This window comes from Vreelandella glaciei, assembly GCF_013415125.1.
Lineage (GTDB): Bacteria > Pseudomonadota > Gammaproteobacteria > Pseudomonadales > Halomonadaceae > Vreelandella > Vreelandella glaciei.
In genome coordinates, this window is the sequence record NZ_JACCDE010000047.1 from 1 (window position 1) to 14,583 (window position 14,583).

General features: G+C 47.2%; 10 protein-coding genes and 2 pseudogenes. 7 read left to right on the forward strand and 5 right to left on the reverse strand.

Going from position 1 to position 14,583, the window contains the following annotated elements:
- Nucleotides 1–188: 188 nt before the first annotated feature.
- Nucleotides 189–2,114 (forward strand): acyltransferase family protein, encoded by a 1,926-nt coding sequence (locus HZS80_RS21625; RefSeq protein ID WP_179917286.1) that lies wholly within the window; start codon nt 189–191, stop codon nt 2,112–2,114.
- A 225-nt stretch (nt 2,115–2,339) separates the two neighbouring features.
- On the opposite strand, the gene HZS80_RS21630 is transcribed toward HZS80_RS21625, so the two are convergent.
- Nucleotides 2,340–3,383 (reverse strand): serine hydrolase domain-containing protein, encoded by a 1,044-nt coding sequence (locus HZS80_RS21630; protein ID WP_179917287.1) that lies wholly within the window; start codon nt 3,381–3,383, stop codon nt 2,340–2,342.
- A 208-nt stretch (nt 3,384–3,591) separates the two neighbouring features.
- Here HZS80_RS21630 and HZS80_RS21635 point away from each other — a divergent pair, with 208 nt between their 5' ends.
- Nucleotides 3,592–3,888 (forward strand): helix-turn-helix domain-containing protein, encoded by a 297-nt coding sequence (locus HZS80_RS21635; protein ID WP_179917288.1) that lies wholly within the window; start codon nt 3,592–3,594, stop codon nt 3,886–3,888.
- A 386-nt stretch (nt 3,889–4,274) separates the two neighbouring features.
- Here HZS80_RS21635 and HZS80_RS21640 read toward each other — a convergent pair whose 3' ends face one another.
- Together HZS80_RS21640 and HZS80_RS21645 are read right to left on the reverse strand one after the other, a co-directional pair.
- The gene (locus HZS80_RS21640) at nt 4,275–4,613 is read right to left on the reverse strand and encodes a hypothetical protein (protein ID WP_179917289.1); all 339 of its coding nucleotides are present in this window, start codon (nt 4,611–4,613) and stop codon (nt 4,275–4,277) included.
- A 113-nt stretch (nt 4,614–4,726) separates the two neighbouring features.
- A pseudogene (locus HZS80_RS21645) lies at nt 4,727–5,104 on the reverse strand (YjbH domain-containing protein); the annotation flags it as partial.
- Nucleotides 5,105–5,121: 17 nt separating this feature from the next.
- Between HZS80_RS21645 and HZS80_RS21650 the strand changes: the two are divergent.
- From HZS80_RS21650 to HZS80_RS21670, 5 genes and pseudogenes are all read left to right on the forward strand, one after another.
- Nucleotides 5,122–5,454 (forward strand): annotated as a pseudogene (locus tag HZS80_RS21650) (UDP binding domain-containing protein); the annotation flags it as partial.
- Nucleotides 5,455–5,531: 77 nt separating this feature from the next.
- Nucleotides 5,532–5,816, forward strand: coding sequence for a hypothetical protein (locus tag HZS80_RS21655; RefSeq protein WP_179917290.1), 285 nt, complete (start codon nt 5,532–5,534; stop codon nt 5,814–5,816).
- 139 nt (nt 5,817–5,955) lie between these two features.
- Nucleotides 5,956–6,744 carry an O-antigen ligase family protein gene (locus tag HZS80_RS21660; RefSeq protein ID WP_179917291.1) on the forward strand — a complete coding sequence of 263 codons (789 nt, stop codon included), beginning with the start codon at nt 5,956–5,958 and terminating at the stop codon, nt 6,742–6,744.
- A gap of 109 nt (nt 6,745–6,853) precedes the next feature.
- Nucleotides 6,854–8,812: an acyltransferase family protein gene (locus tag HZS80_RS21665; protein ID WP_179917292.1), complete on the forward strand. Its 1,959-nt coding sequence runs from the start codon at nt 6,854–6,856 to the stop codon at nt 8,810–8,812.
- A 449-nt stretch (nt 8,813–9,261) separates the two neighbouring features.
- Entirely contained in the window at nt 9,262–9,585 is a 324-nt protein-coding gene (locus tag HZS80_RS21670) for a hypothetical protein (RefSeq protein ID WP_179917293.1), read from the forward strand.
- Nucleotides 9,586–9,709: 124 nt separating this feature from the next.
- Here the strand turns inward: HZS80_RS21670 and HZS80_RS21675 are convergent, their stop codons facing one another.
- Nucleotides 9,710–11,680, reverse strand: a complete 1,971-nt coding sequence (locus tag HZS80_RS21675; RefSeq protein WP_179917294.1) for a sensor domain-containing diguanylate cyclase — start codon at nt 11,678–11,680, stop codon at nt 9,710–9,712.
- A gap of 104 nt (nt 11,681–11,784) precedes the next feature.
- A complete protein-coding gene (locus HZS80_RS21680; RefSeq protein ID WP_179917295.1) occupies nt 11,785–13,884 on the reverse strand; it encodes a putative bifunctional diguanylate cyclase/phosphodiesterase in 2,100 nt (699 codons plus the stop codon).
- Nucleotides 13,885–14,583: the final 699 nt, after the last annotated feature.

Below are 14,583 nucleotides of genomic sequence, written 5' to 3' on the forward strand. Positions count from 1 at the left end.
GAGGTCAGCGTCTGTTGTTCAGGTTCAGTGAGAGGGGCAACGAAGCGTTTTTCCATGGTTCTGTCCGTGTCAGAAATCCTGGCATGGATATTACACGAAAACTTTATATCAGGTACTTAGTTATCCGTAAAAATTTATTAATTTCCTATATACTTTTCTGCTTAAGCAGTTGAAGAGAGATTCAGTTAATGGAATACCGTAAAGAAATTGATGGACTAAGGGCATTTGCTGTTTTGCCAGTCATCTTGTTCCATGCTGGTTTTTCGTGGTTTGCGGGAGGGTATATAGGTGTTGATGTTTTCTTTGTTATAAGTGGCTATCTGATTACTTTGATAATCATAAAAGACTTGGAGGCTGGCTGTTTCTCTATAGGGAAGTTTTACGAGCGAAGAGCCAGAAGAATTCTTCCTTCACTTTTCTTTGTGATGTTGTGTTGTATTCCATTTGCTTATGCATGGATGATGCCCCCGCAATTTAAAGATTTCTCCCAGGCTTTTGTTGCCGTAAGTTTTTTTGCTTCTAATGTGTTGTTTTGGAGTAAGGAGGACTACTTCGCCCCTTCTGCTGAAGAGAATCCATTGCTTCACACTTGGAGCTTGGCTGTTGAAGAACAGTTTTACATATTTTTCCCAATTCTCCTCCTCGTGTTGTGGCGGTTTGGTAAACAACCGGTTTTTTACGTAGTTTTAGGTTTTTCTTGTATTAGTCTACTTTTGTCAGAATGGGGTTGGAGAAATTACTCTTCGGCTAATTTTTACTTATTGCCTACGCGGGCATGGGAGCTGGGGGTTGGGGCGATGTGTGCATTTTATTCTTATGCGCGCGTGATTAAACCGAGCCAGGGAGGTTCTGCTCTTGGCCTAGCTCTTATTTTGTATTCGGTTTTTGTATTTGACGAAAGCTATCCTTTTCCTTCTTTTTATACATTGATCCCAGTGTTAGGAACGGCTTTTATAATTTTATTTTGTGCAAAAGGGACTTTTGTATATAGGATATTATCTTTAAAGTATGTGGTATGGGCTGGTTTGTTAAGTTATAGCACCTATCTCTGGCATCAACCTTTAATGGCTTTTGCAAGAATTAAGATCCTTCCGCATCCTCATTGGATAACAATGCTAATACTATGTTTTTCTTCAATAGTTTTGGCTTACTTTTCTTGGAGATATATTGAGCGTCCATTTAGGCGAAAAGAAGGGTCTTGGGTCGACACTAGAGTAAAAGTATTCTCTACAGCTGCTGTCGCATCTTTAGCTATTTTTTCCTTCGGTTTCTATGGTCACGTTAGTAATGGAATTCCAGAAAGGTTTCGACTGAGTGAGAGGCAGAGTTCTTATATTTCTACAGCCAAAGCAAGTCCAATGCGCAACAAATGCCATGCAAGTCCTAGAAATGTTATAGAGGTTGAAGATACATGCATATACAATAGTGGAAATGCAACTGTAGCAGTTTTAGGAGATAGCCATGTTGTTGAACTTGCCTATTCACTAGGTGAGCAAGTTAAAAAGGCTGGTGTTGGTGTTGCTCATTTTTCGTATAGTGGATGTGAACCCTCTTATAGTAAAAATGATGGTTCACCTTGCACTGAATGGACGAAAAAAACAGCTAATTATATTATTAAAAGTAATGACTATACTCATGTGATTGTGTCGTATCGGATGGCCCTGGGAATTTGGGGAAGTGCTCGAGGTGTATATCCTAGCTTTCCTATGGCAAGAGATAGCGAGCAAGTTTCTTCTGTTATTGATAGTCTGCATGATATGCTTTCGGATATTGCCAGTAGTGGAAAAAAAGTTATTTTTGTCGACCAATCGCCAGAGCTACCAAGGAGCATCCAGCAGCTTGTATATTTGGGCAGGTTGCAGAATGGTAATGTTTTAGGACTTTCTAGAGATTGGTGGGATGAATTTAATAGGTTTTTTGAAAATTCAAAAGCTATCCCAGAGCTGGTTCATCAAGTTAATGTAGCCAATGTATTTTGTGGCAATGACGTTTGCTATGGCGGAAAAGATGGCGTTTCTTTTTACTTTGATGATAATCACCTTTCAGTTGAAGGAGCGAGGAGAGTTGCTGACCATATAATAAGTGAAACTGAACTGATTGATAGGGAGCGTTAAATTACCTGGTGGCTCGTTCCTACCCTATTAAGTTTTCCAAACTTACTATGCTCTGGATGATATCCCGTAAAGAGTAATATCAGTCCTTATCCGAATAGGAATTTTTCTAGATTGAGTTGTTTTTATCAGGATTATTGAAAGTACCCCCGTGATTCATCTATTCGCTGATAGGTTCATTGTTTTATCTCTTTTAGGCTCATCTGCCTCGCTAGGTGGGTAACGCTGTTATCGGGCTCCAGTACTTGAACTAGTTGTGCTTAACGTCAATAGCCCCTCCACCAGCCCATTCAGCCGCTGCTGAAACTGCCCGCCCGGCGAGGGTGGGTTGGGGTCTGAGGTGATCACGACCGTCATTTTACGCTCGGGAATAACAAACAGTGCTTGGCCACCATAGCCGCGCCCGTAGTAAACATCTTCCCCTGCTAACTGAGTAATAAACCAGCCGAAGCCGTATCCGTCGCCGGTCCAGCGAGAGGTGCCGCGCGGCTGCCACGATGTTTCTACCCAGCCTTCCGGCAGAACCCGCTGCTCATTTCCAGACTCATCAATGACTAGCCCATTATTGCGATATAGCTCACCCACCTCAATCAGTGCGCGTGGCGAAAGCTGCATATCATTGCCACCAAAATAGATGCCTTGCGGGTCGCGCAGCCAAGGGCGGATAGTGATATTGAGCGGATCGCCTAGCAGGCGTTGTGCCAGTGCATGGGTCGTCTCGCCGCTGGTATGGGTAAGCGCGGCGGAAAGCAGATGGCTGGTGCCGGTTGAGTAGAGCATTTCCCCGCCGGGTTCATCCACAAAAGGGCGAGTGATGGCATCGTTAACCCAGTTGTCGCTGGCTACCCAAGCGCCATAGTGACTGCCTGAGGTACGCTCAAGCCCCGCTTGCAGGGCGAGTAGATGGGCCACAGTGATCTCGCTAACTTTTGGATCAATACCGCTAGGAAGGTGCTCGCCAAACAAATCCACCATGGGTTGCTCAACGGAGTCGACAATATTCGCCTCAATCGCCGCACCAGTGATCGCTGCCAGCACAGTTTTGGACAACGATTTAATATTGGCAGGCGAGGCCACACCCGGCCCACCTTGATGATGCTCATGGATAATCTCGCCATCGTAGGCCACTACCATGCTGTGGACGCGTTCAAGCAGGCGGGTTTGCTGGTCTAGTGCCTGGAGTGCTGTTGCAGAGGGTTTATTTGCTGCTGCGGCAGAAGTAGCGAACAACGACATAACAGCAAACGAAACAAGTAAAGCAGTAACGCGCATCGCAATACCTTCGGTATAAGTGGCAAAGGTTCGAGGCTAAGAAGTCGAAGAGGTTCCGCAACAGGTAGCCGCTAGCATTAAGGTTAGGTGGCACTTTCTGCGCCTGAATCTCAAGTTGAATATTTATATGAATGGTTCATTTTTGAGCTTGTATAGCCAATTTTAGTATATAGTAGCTTATAAATGACCCTTTATTGATAGAGCTATTATGACCCTGACTCACTCTCTGCTTGCTCCTGGCGAACTGGCCCAGCAGGTCGGTGCCAACGCACGGGAAACCCGATTGGCGCAGAACCTTTCCCGTAGAACCTTGGCGCAGATGGCGGGTGTTTCCGAGTCCACTATTAAACGATTCGAGTCTCATGGGCAAATAACCCTCGAAGGACTTGTACTCATTGCCACGGCACTGGGCGCAACAGGTCAAGTTGCCGAACTATTCAAGCATGAGCACCCAGTATCACTTGAAGAAATCAAGCGGACAGGTCGCGCCCGGGGGCGAAAATGAAGCGGATCAACATCATAGAGGTGCTGCTAGCAGGTAACCCAGTAGGGGAACTGGTCGCTAGCCGACATCAGCGAGCCTTTGACGAAAAATACCAACATCCAACCTTGGATAGCGCGGGAGTAGTCACTTTCGGCTAGAGAGAGGAAGCGGGATTACGCAAAACAAGAAAAAGCCTGCTAGGATGGGTGTGTTAGCTCATGGGTAAGCAACCCATTGATTTCCCCTGAAACGCAAATAAGCAAGGAGTGCCCTATGCGTAATATTATCTACATTATTGGCCTGATCGTCGTTGTGCTGTTCATTCTGTCGATGCTTGGCCTACGCTAAGCCTCAAACAATAAGCCAAGCAAAAAACCGCCCACTAGCGAAAGCTAGGGGCGGTTTTTTTATGCGCAGTCAGCAGCACCCTGACCAAACATATCAAACATCAGCTCGCGACCAAGGCTGGTCAGTACAAAGCGGCCATAGTCATTAAAGGTGGCGGCTTCACTAGCTTCCATCACTTGCTGGCAGGTCGCCCAGGTGGGCGCAGCTGTGCTAAGCGCGACAAGTTCACGGTGGGCTAAGCCGCGCTGTGGCAGGGTAATGGTTTCTAGCACATGGCCGTGGTCGTAAAGCAGTTCAGCGGCAATCGACAAACATTGGCGAAGGCTACGTTGAACGTTTGCCGTGGTAGAAAGCCGATAAGGTAACGGCGCGGGCCGTTCAGTAAGCTCGGGAGGCATCGTATGATCTCCTGCAGTAAGCACCAAATTGGGCTTGTTGCAGTGCATTATAAACCAAGGTCGATGTTAGACCAAGGTCTATAATGCGGACGGCCATTTCTGCTAATCCATTATCATCGCCACATGCGATCATATTCTTCCCAATAACGCCCCATTTGCCGTTCCTGGGTTAAATCATAAAGCTCATATTGACGATTCAGGCGCGCGCCACCATCGCGGGTAAGCGGCTGCCAGCGCAGTGTTGTACTATCACGGCTAGAGAATGTGAAAAATGCATCCAATGGTATGGCAAGATACAAACCTTTGTCGAAACCGCCTTCACCAAAATCATCTTCTGCATCTGTCCAGGTGCCCCAGGCACCTATGCGTACTCCGGATTCAAACTCACGGGAGAAGTCTAGCGTGGCGCCTACGTCACCGGCTAAGTAGCGGCCCACGCTCACTTTGGCCAAAACATCCTCAATGCCGGTTTCTATATAAGCATTTAAGTGGCCAGTCCAAGTGCTGTTTTATTTACCCTGGTGTGGGCTATGGTGGTTCATGCTTTCCTAAAGATGTGCAGGCACTTATTCAAACCGCTGATAGTATCGACTTTGACGCTAAAGTGCTTAAAGCTGTTGAAGAGCGTAACCAAGCTCAGAAAAATACCCTTTTTGCAAAAAACAATGCCCATTTTAAGGGAGATCTGGCGGACAAAACGTTCGCTTTGTGGGGGCTTTCTTTTAAGCCTAATACGGATGATATGCGTGAAGCACCCAGTCGCGTATTGATGGAAGCACTTTGGGAAGCTGGTGCAAACGTTAGGACTTTTGATCCTGAAGCCATGGAGGAAGCCCAGCGCGAATGGCCGCTAAAGGGTTCTGCTATTACTCAGTGGGTCGTAATCCTGTATAGCTATCTGAACAGAAGCGCCCTGATATGAAAGTATTTGCACTGGCAGGTGTGGTGTTTCTATGTGCTGCACCGCTTGTGCTGCCTAATGGCGGCTGGCTGGGGTTATGCGCACTAGCCGCTATTGGAGGAATGCAGCTTTTGCGTGGTGGCGGTATTAAAATACTACCTACCTCTGTTAGATGGTTAGGTCTAGTGCCCCTTATATTAGCCGTTGCGGTGTTATTGGCCTCTAGTTGGCATGGGGAGTGGCGCAGTGGTCTGCCATTGTTATTAGTCGCCATGTTGAGCGCGTTCGCTGCCAGTGTTTAGGCTAGGTGCTGCCTTTGTTTTTGCCGCTTTTGCGTTAACCGGAATCACCTCTGGTGTCTGGGCAGTTTGGCAGAAAGCTGTGTGGGACGTATGGCGTGCACAAGGGCATGAGCCACTTCACCCCATTTTGTTCGGTAATATGTCATTGGCCGCTGGTCTAGTCTGCTTAGCTGGCTTAGCCTGGGCTTGGCAGTCGACGAACCGGCGTGCTTGGCTATTGCTTTTATGTTTAGGGGCGCTGGGTGGGTTAAGCGCATCTTTACTTTCGGGTACCCGTGGTGGATGGCTAGCTTTACCATTGGTGGGGCTAATATTTTATCGCGTTTATTTACACCACTGGCCGCTTTTATGGCGTGGTGGTTTGCTGGCTATCATTGTTATCTTATTGTTTGGCGTCTATTCATTTCCGCAAACAAGCGTTCAGGATCGAGTTCATAAGGCAGTCGAGCAGGGGCGGGATTATTGGCACGGTGAAGCAAACGGCTCGGTAGGTATACGTTTAGAGCTTTATCGGACAGGTATACAGCTGATCGCAGACAAACCATGGTTGGGCTACAGTCTGGATGGTTACCAAAGTGCTATGCAAGCGCTATACGATGACGGTGAAGTGCAAGGGGTGGTCGCTCAGAATTGGCATGCTCATAACGATATTTTGAATGCTTGGCTGCGTTACGGGGTCGTTGGCATGTTGGCAACTTTGCTGTTTTATGGTGTGCCTTTCGGATATTTTGCTAGTAAGCTTTTTCACGCTGACTCTTCAATGCGACCCATTATATTAGCCGGTATGCTGCTGCCCGTGTTGTTTTTTTATTTTGGGTTAACCTACTCTTTTTTTGCTTACCCTGTCGCTCTTGGTGCTTACTGGCTATGGATACTACTAATAGTAGCTACTTATCTTTCCTCTCCAGTAGGTGGCCAAAAAAATTAAGATGCCTAATTGAGATGCTAGCAAGTAGTGAATAGAACACTGAAAAGGTCTGTCTTACACTAAACAGTATTTCCCTTTGCAGGGATTGGGTTAACTATATGGGAAAAATATGAATGGTTTTCGCACGGATATTAATGGGTTAAGAGCTTGGGCAGTAGTGGCGGTAGTTTTGTTCCACTTTGGAGTGCCGGGTTTTGATGGCGGCTTTATAGGTGTAGATGTATTTTTTGTAATTTCTGGATTTTTAATGACAGGAATTATTTTAGGTAAACTTTTAACACCTAATAGAGAGTCATCTTTCTCACTGCTTGGCTTTTACTTGGCCAGAGCTAGACGCATAATTCCCGCTTTAATGGCGCTGTGTATAGCATTGCTAATATTGGGTTGGTACTTTCTACCAACTTACGACTACCGCATGTTGGCAACTCATGTTATAACTGCACTCTTGTTTATTTCCAACATTAAATTCTGGCGAGAAGCTGGATATTTTGACCCCGCCTCACATGAAAAACTGCTGTTACACACTTGGTCACTTTCCGTTGAGTGGCAGTTTTATTTGCTGTTTCCTATCGTATTGATGGTTTTATGGAAATTATGGCCTAATCGTCGTTTCATCGGGGTATTATTACTGGCAGGTTTTGTTATATCACTCGGACTTTCGATAGCAATAACTCGGGTGAACCCAGGCGCTGCTTTTTACTTGTTGCCAACCCGAGCCTGGGAAATGCTCGCTGGCAGTCTCGTTTATTTTTATGCTAACCAGCTTCGTCCTGCGCAAGGCATAGCAAGAACTCTGGAAATTTTTGGATTTACGCTAATTCTTGCCAGCATCTTGCTGTTTGATGGCAATACACCGTGGCCAGGTTGGCAGGCGATGATGCCCGTATTAGGCACTGTTATGGTACTGCTGGCTTCCCGTTCGAACTCTTTTTTGACGGGTACGATTATTGCTCAATGGCTTGGTAAGGCGTCTTATTCTATTTATCTTTGGCATTGGCCGCTGAGCGTTGGCTTGATTTATCTCGAACTGCATGGTGATTGGTTTGCAACGCTAATGTCGTTGATGCTTACCTTATTGTTGGGCTGGGTATCATGGAGGTTTGTAGAACAGTCAATACAGCGAGGCTTAATGTCTTTTAGGTCATCTCAGCAAATTATACTTACAGGTTTGTTGGTGCTATTAATTGCTATTCCCGCGTTGGCGGTGAGAATTAATGATGGGGTTGAAGGCAGGTTTAAACAAGAAATAGAAGCTATATTTGCAGAAGCTCAGAATGCCAATCCTCGACGCAGTGAGTGTATAGGTAGTGTTTCAACTCCTACCCCAGGGTGTACTTACGGCGGGGATAGTTTGGGTGTCATTGTGATTGGTGATAGCCATGCTCAATCTGTTATACGCTCAGTAGAAAATGCTCTTCCTAGCAAAGAGTTACATGTTCTGGATTGGACTATAAGTAGTTGCCCTACTATTTTTGGCATCAAACATACAGGTCGCGATGATGGAAGCTGTGAGGATTTTTTTAAAAAGGTGTATGCAGAATCTCTGCAATTGGACCGGGAAATCCCTATGTTGATTGTTAATCGAATAAGCTCTTACTTTGAAGGACCAAATGAACCTGACCGAGCGCATGAAGTACCAACACCTAAAAGATATATCTCTAATCCTTATCAATATCGTTCGGAATCATTCTATCGAGAAATGCAGCAGGGCATTATTGACACCGCCTGTGCGTTTTCCGAGCATCGTGATGTGTTTATGCTGCGCCCCATTCCAGAATTGAAGCTTAATGTTCCAAGAGTGATGGGACGGGCTGCCCTGCTAGGTCGAGAAACGCGCGTGTGGATCAGTTTGGAGGAGTATGAACAGCGCCATCTTGTTGCTTGGAAGGCTCAGGATCGTGCTGCTGAAGAATGTGGCATCACCATGCTCGACCCACGCCCTTATTTGTGTGGTGATGATCGCTGCTGGGGAGACATCAATGGCATCCCAGTGTATACCGATGATGACCATTTGAGTGAGCGAGGAGGGCAACTGCTGACACCTCTCTTTCGGAAGATGTTTGAATAGGAGGGAGTAATGCGTTTGCGATCTTATCCACATTTCTAGTTTGCTGGAATGATTGGAAGATTAACATATCTTAATTTATTGAATAACAGCAGCATTATGGCATACACGGTAGAGGCAAAAGGGTCAGCAGAGTTTCAGTAACTTTAATCTATCACTGGCTTTTCTCCGAGAACTCGTAATGTCTAGCTGCTGCTATAAGTTATAGTTGGCTTTCTCTACCATTGAGAATCCGCTGTAGTTTCATAATAATAATGTGGACTAAGAACAGTGCTACCACGTTTATAGTAGACTCTTTACGCGCGTCAATTATGAGCATTGGTCGGTCCATGGTCACTAATTTTGATGTGACAATAAGCTTATCTCTTTCCTTGGCCCACAGTTGGCGAAAGAAATGTTGAATCTGATAAAAAGGCTGGCCGTAGAGTTCCAAACATTGATAGTGCTCGCCTATGGTGGGCGATGCTTTAAAGTTCAACATGCTTTTATTTTCTGAGGGCAAAATGCCAAACATCATTACGGCTTTGCTGAAAAATATTTTGCAATTAGCCTGGAGGGGTGATCATGCAGCTATATCGTCGAGGATTCGCCGTATATCTAAAGACTGGCAATGGCTTCCTAAGTGTAGCGGATTAAAGCGGCCTGCAATATTATTGTCGGTTGCTTGCAGGCCTTACCCTGAGGTGTCGGTACTCTCCGAAGAAGATATCCAGCGCATCAAAGGCGCTAATAACGCTGAGGGCTTTTATTGGTTGGTGGTCCAAAGCTCTGATTGAAAACAGTAAGCCGATAATGAGCGTGGTGCTTACACTAGCGCCTGGGATTAACTTGAAACTCACTTTTAAGCAATGCTAATCTCCAGCAAGTGCTTAACCCCGATTTTGTGGTGCGGGGCAAGCGCTATAGCGTGTGAAGGATGACTTGATTACGGCCATTTTCTTTCGCTTTATATAGCCCTATGTCCGCTCTTTTAAGCGCAGGTTTTAACGATTTTTCTCGGACATGAATCGGGGTCACACCCAATGATGCCGTGACTTTGAGCGCTTGTTGCGTGCCTTCATATTCAACAGTGGTGGGCGCCTGTTCAATAGAGATACGAATTCGCTCGGCCACCTGCTGAGCCTGCTCAATGGCGGTGTTGGGGAGCAATACCGCAAACTCTTCACCCCCCACCCGGCACAGTAAGTCTTCTTGGCGAAGCAGGTCGCTGACTATTTGCGTGAAGTTTTTCAGTACGTCATCGCCCACATCGTGGCCATACTCATCGTTGATGCGCTTAAAGTGGTCAATATCTATTGTGATAAGCGCTATGGGGTGATTTTGGCGCCGCGCCCGTGACATCTCAATTTTTGCTTGGGCTTGTAAGTAACGCCGGTTAAACACGCCCGTTAGTGGGTCGGTCATGGCTTGCGCGCGTAGTTTTTCTTCAAGCTGTTTACGCTCGGTAAGATCAAACACCATCGCTCGGGAATGCACAAAACGGCCATTGCGCGTGTAGGCAGAGCCTTGAATCATCACGTGACGATGCTCGCCGTTACGCGTTAGTAAGGTGCATTCTGCGCTGCCAGATTGATTGTCTTTCACGTTTTGGAAGGCTTTTTCAAACTCTTCGCGTGTTTCTGGTGTAATCAACTCTCGGTAATTGATATGACCGATTACTTCCTTGGCAGAGTAGCCCAGCCAGGCAAGTTCGGTGCGGTTCATTTTGACCACGAGACCGGACTTATCAATCGAGTGATAGCCGCAGGGGGCATTTTCATATAAATCACTGACTTCATAGGCGTGGCGCTGAGCGGCTTGGCGTAATTCCCGTTGGCGTTGGCTGCTGATGGACCAAAATATGCCAAATGCCACGGCAACGCCGTAAGTCAGCAACAGAAACCAGAGGACAGTGGTCTCTTCTTTAAACAGTGAGAGCCAGGTAGGGCGGGGGAGCGTGACCCCCAGTTTCCACGGGTGGTCGGCGTTATCGCTAAAAATAGTACCTGCCAGGCTGCGGTAGCGCTGGGTGCGTATATCTTCGGTTTGAAAGCGCAGGAGGTGATTGTCTATGGTGGCGTTGCCTTCATTGCGCTGCTGCATGGCTTGCCAGTAGAGGGGAGAAAGCGCAGCAAAGTTGCCACCAAAACTCGCTGTATCTATTGATCCGATACCTTCATCCAGCAGCCACCTGCCTTGGGCATCGACCAAAATCATATTGGCGTTCTGGTCAAGTAGCATGGCTTGTCGCAGGGCGTCAGTCAGGTAATCCCAATTAAGGCTCAAAAGTACTACGCCACGGCGCTCGCCGGTGGCATCAAACACAGGGGTGGAAACGTTGACCACTGGAATCACATCGCGGCCAAATAACTCGAACTGCAGGTTACGGCCAGGCGGTGAGATATAAAGGTCGCGTGGTAACAGCTTGGATGCTTCTATGAAGTAGTCAGTATTAACATGAAGATTGCCCGATACCCGTGCCCCAGTTTTATTGCTTCTGGGGGCACGCAGCACTTCGCGCCCCTGGTTATCAATCAGGACTAGCTTGGTGTAACGAGCGTTGTGGCTAATTAAGGTCGTTAAAAAATTAGAAAGCTGGGATAAATCGCTAAGCGAATATTGCTGGTCAGTGAGTGTGGTTAAACTTTGCGCTGCGAGGTAGCGCCTTAGTCCAGGCATTTCAGCAATGGCAAGCGCATAGTTAAGGCTTTCATTAATATCGCGGGTTAATGCTTCTTGCCCCACTTTTAAGAGGGCATCGGCTTCGGCGCTCAGACTATTGAGCCGTGTTTCCATATGCACATGGAGAACAGGCAGCAGCGTCGTTGAAACGAGGATCAACGGTATGCTCACGGCTAGCAGTAGGCGAGTGTGTAGGCGGCGCAGTGGCACGGCAGCATTTCCTGTCTAAAATAGGCGGCCTGGGTAAGGCAGCCTGTTTTTCTGTTTTAGAAGTAAGGTGTGGCGTTTATAGGGGAAGTGTCATCAACCACTTTCTAGGGTGGCGTAAGCGTTGGTGGCAAGCTTTTTAACACATCAAACGGCAGGGGCTTGGAGAAAAAGTACCCTTGCAACAGGTCGCATTGGCGTTGCTGCAGGTCCATTTGTTCTTCACGTGTTTCAATGCCTTCGGCGACTATCGCTAAGTTTAAGTGGTGCGCCATGGTAATAACGCCTTGAACGATGGCGGCATTTTTCGCATTTTTTGAAATGCCCCGAATAAATAGAATGTCGAGTTTGACCTTGCTGATGGGGAGATCACGTAAATAGCTAAGGCTCGAAAAGCCCGTGCCGAAGTCATCCAACGCCACGCTAATGCCCAGATTACGTACTTCATTGAGTAGTGCAACGGCCTGTTCGGTATTTGTCATTAACGTGCCTTCCGTTACCTCTAGTTCCAGTAAGGCGGGAGGGAGGCCACTAGCGTGAAGCGCTGCTTTAATTTCATTCATAAAGCCAGTGCGCTGGAACTGCATTGGCGAAATATTGACCGCCACCGCCAGGGGGCGCTCACGGCCAGCATTAAGTGCGGCAATATCATGGCAGGCGCGATCCAATACCCAGCGACCAATGGCAATAATTTGCCCCGTTTGCTCGGCAATTGGCATAAACACGCCCGGTGAAACAAGGCCTTTGGTGGGGTGGTGCCAGCGTATCAGCGTTTCCACACTTCGAATGTCGCCGCTAACGGCATCCACGATGGGTTGATAATACGCTTCAAATTGCTCAGCTTGTATGGCTTCTTGTAATTCTCGCCTGATAACAACATGTTCGGCGACATTGTCGATGGCATCACCGCAGTACCATTGCCATGTATTACGCCCTTGGCGCTTGGCATCCAGCATCGCGAGGCTAGCATGGTGAAGTAGGTCATGCGCCTGGGTGGTACTGCCTTTATTAGAAGCGATTCCAATACTGGCGCTGATGTGCAGGCAGTGTTGGTAGAGTGTAAATGGCTGAGCAAGGGCCGCTAATAAACGATTCGTGAGGGCAATCACTTCTTGTTCGTTTTGGTAAGGGGCTAGCAGTACCACAAACTCATCGCTAGAGAGGCGTGCCACACTAACGCCCGCTGTCACGGTATCTAGTAAGCGTTGCGCCACGGTTTTAAGTAACTGGTCTCCTAATCTATGGCCAAACGCATCATTAATCGGCTTAAAGTCGTCTAAGTCGATATAAAGCAGTGCCAGTTCCTGCCCCCGCGATTTACAGGTTTTGAGCGCATGTTCCAGGCGTGTTTGTAGTGCCCCTAGATTTGGGAGCCCGGTGAGCGGGTCGTGAGCTGCTTGATAAGCAATACGCGCTTCCTGCTCTCGCTGGCGTGTAATGTCTTGTTGTATGCCGATAAAATGCGTACATACGCCCGTTTCGCTAAACACGGGGCTAATCGATAACTGGTTCCAAAACAGGCTGCCGTCGCGGCGGTAGTTACGTAGCAGTACTTGCACGTCTTGATGTTGAGTGACACCGCGGCGAATCTCTTCAACAGCTTCCGGGTTGGAATCTTCGCCCTGTAAAAAACTGCAGTTGCGGCCAAGTGCTTCTTCAGCGCTGTAACCGGTAATGTCGGTAAACGCACTGTTTACATACACCAGCGGCAAGTGGGGCTGGGTGGCATCTGCCATCACCACACCATTAGGGCTGGCTTCAATTCCCCGTTTTAACAGCCGTAGCTCGCTTTCATCCTGTTTGCGCTGAGTAATATCACGGCAAATCGCATAGACGCCTATCATGCGTTCATCGGCGATAATCGGCACGTGGGTGACTTCAAGCTGACTCGCATGGTGATGACGGTTGATGCTAAGCGCTTGATAGCTTTGATGTTGCCCTTTTAAGGTGGCGTTAAAGGCAGCTTTTGCCTCTACGAGAGCGTCGATATGGAGCAACTGAAAAAAAGCGTTACCGGTTAAGTGCTCATTGGCGATACCGGTGATATGCGCTGCTGCTGAATTACAGTGCTCGATAATGCCATCAAGGCTCAGCTCAAATATGGCATCGGGATGATGGGTAAATAGCGCGTGATGGCGCGCCTGCAAAGCGTGAGGTACATCCTGTACGTTATAATTGCTTGCAATATTCTCCTTAACGTTTGCCATGAAGACTCTTTTCACTAGTTAATCCGTGTCACAAGTTTGTCATAAAATAGGCGTTGGCTTTGGCGGCGTTGGCTAACCATTGCCCAAATGAGTAGGCTCGAAAGCTTCGGTAGCGGCGGCCACATAATGGCCGCCGCGCTATTTTAACTATTCCATGCGGTTAGCCGTGTTGACTTGGTCCGCGCTGAGCTCGGTAAGCTATGTTGAACGCGTATGTTTTTCATTTTCCCCACTTTAAAAAGTAATAAGATGCGACTGCTTTTTAAGGCGTGCCATGCAGCAGCTTTAGAATTAATTGTATTAGCTTGTTTTTATGGAGCTGGTTGAACGTTGCAAATCGATCAACGTGGTGCTCAAGGAGGCAGCTAGGCAAGTCTGGAAAGCGCTTAATACTAGATTTTCTAGTTTTAATTGACTAGTACGATGGTGCTCTTCAGAGTGTAACGCTAAGGTTGTTTTGTGTCTGCCTTTAATCTTTTTTAATGATGCTTTTTGTACGGAACATGTCTCTTTAAATATATAAAAAAACAGAAAAATTTAATTGGCGTGCAAAAATAAGCCGTGCTTGAATCCATAAATCACCCCATCGACCTTGGGATTCTCGGTCAAGGGCCATTGACAACGGCTAGCAAGCGCGCATGGTGCGTGATAGACTATGCCATCCTCTCAGACAGACCCGTGAATGGGCAGCTCGATTTA

What these genes read in the sequence shown, in the direction of transcription:
- HZS80_RS21625 (WP_179917286.1), top strand. Translation starts at nt 189, where the DNA reads ATGGAATACCGTAAAGAAATTGATGGACTAAGGGCATTTGCTGTTTTG.
- HZS80_RS21630 (WP_179917287.1), bottom strand. Translation starts at nt 3,383, where the DNA reads ATGCGCGTTACTGCTTTACTTGTTTCGTTTGCTGTTATGTCGTTGTTC.
- HZS80_RS21635 (WP_179917288.1), top strand. Translation starts at nt 3,592, where the DNA reads ATGACCCTGACTCACTCTCTGCTTGCTCCTGGCGAACTGGCCCAGCAG.
- HZS80_RS21640 (WP_179917289.1), bottom strand. Translation starts at nt 4,613, where the DNA reads ATGCCTCCCGAGCTTACTGAACGGCCCGCGCCGTTACCTTATCGGCTT.
- HZS80_RS21655 (WP_179917290.1), top strand. Translation starts at nt 5,532, where the DNA reads ATGAAAGTATTTGCACTGGCAGGTGTGGTGTTTCTATGTGCTGCACCG.
- HZS80_RS21660 (WP_179917291.1), top strand. Translation starts at nt 5,956, where the DNA reads ATGTCATTGGCCGCTGGTCTAGTCTGCTTAGCTGGCTTAGCCTGGGCT.
- HZS80_RS21665 (WP_179917292.1), top strand. Translation starts at nt 6,854, where the DNA reads ATGAATGGTTTTCGCACGGATATTAATGGGTTAAGAGCTTGGGCAGTA.
- HZS80_RS21670 (WP_179917293.1), top strand. Translation starts at nt 9,262, where the DNA reads ATGGTGGGCGATGCTTTAAAGTTCAACATGCTTTTATTTTCTGAGGGC.
- HZS80_RS21680 (WP_179917295.1), bottom strand. Translation starts at nt 13,884, where the DNA reads ATGGCAAACGTTAAGGAGAATATTGCAAGCAATTATAACGTACAGGAT.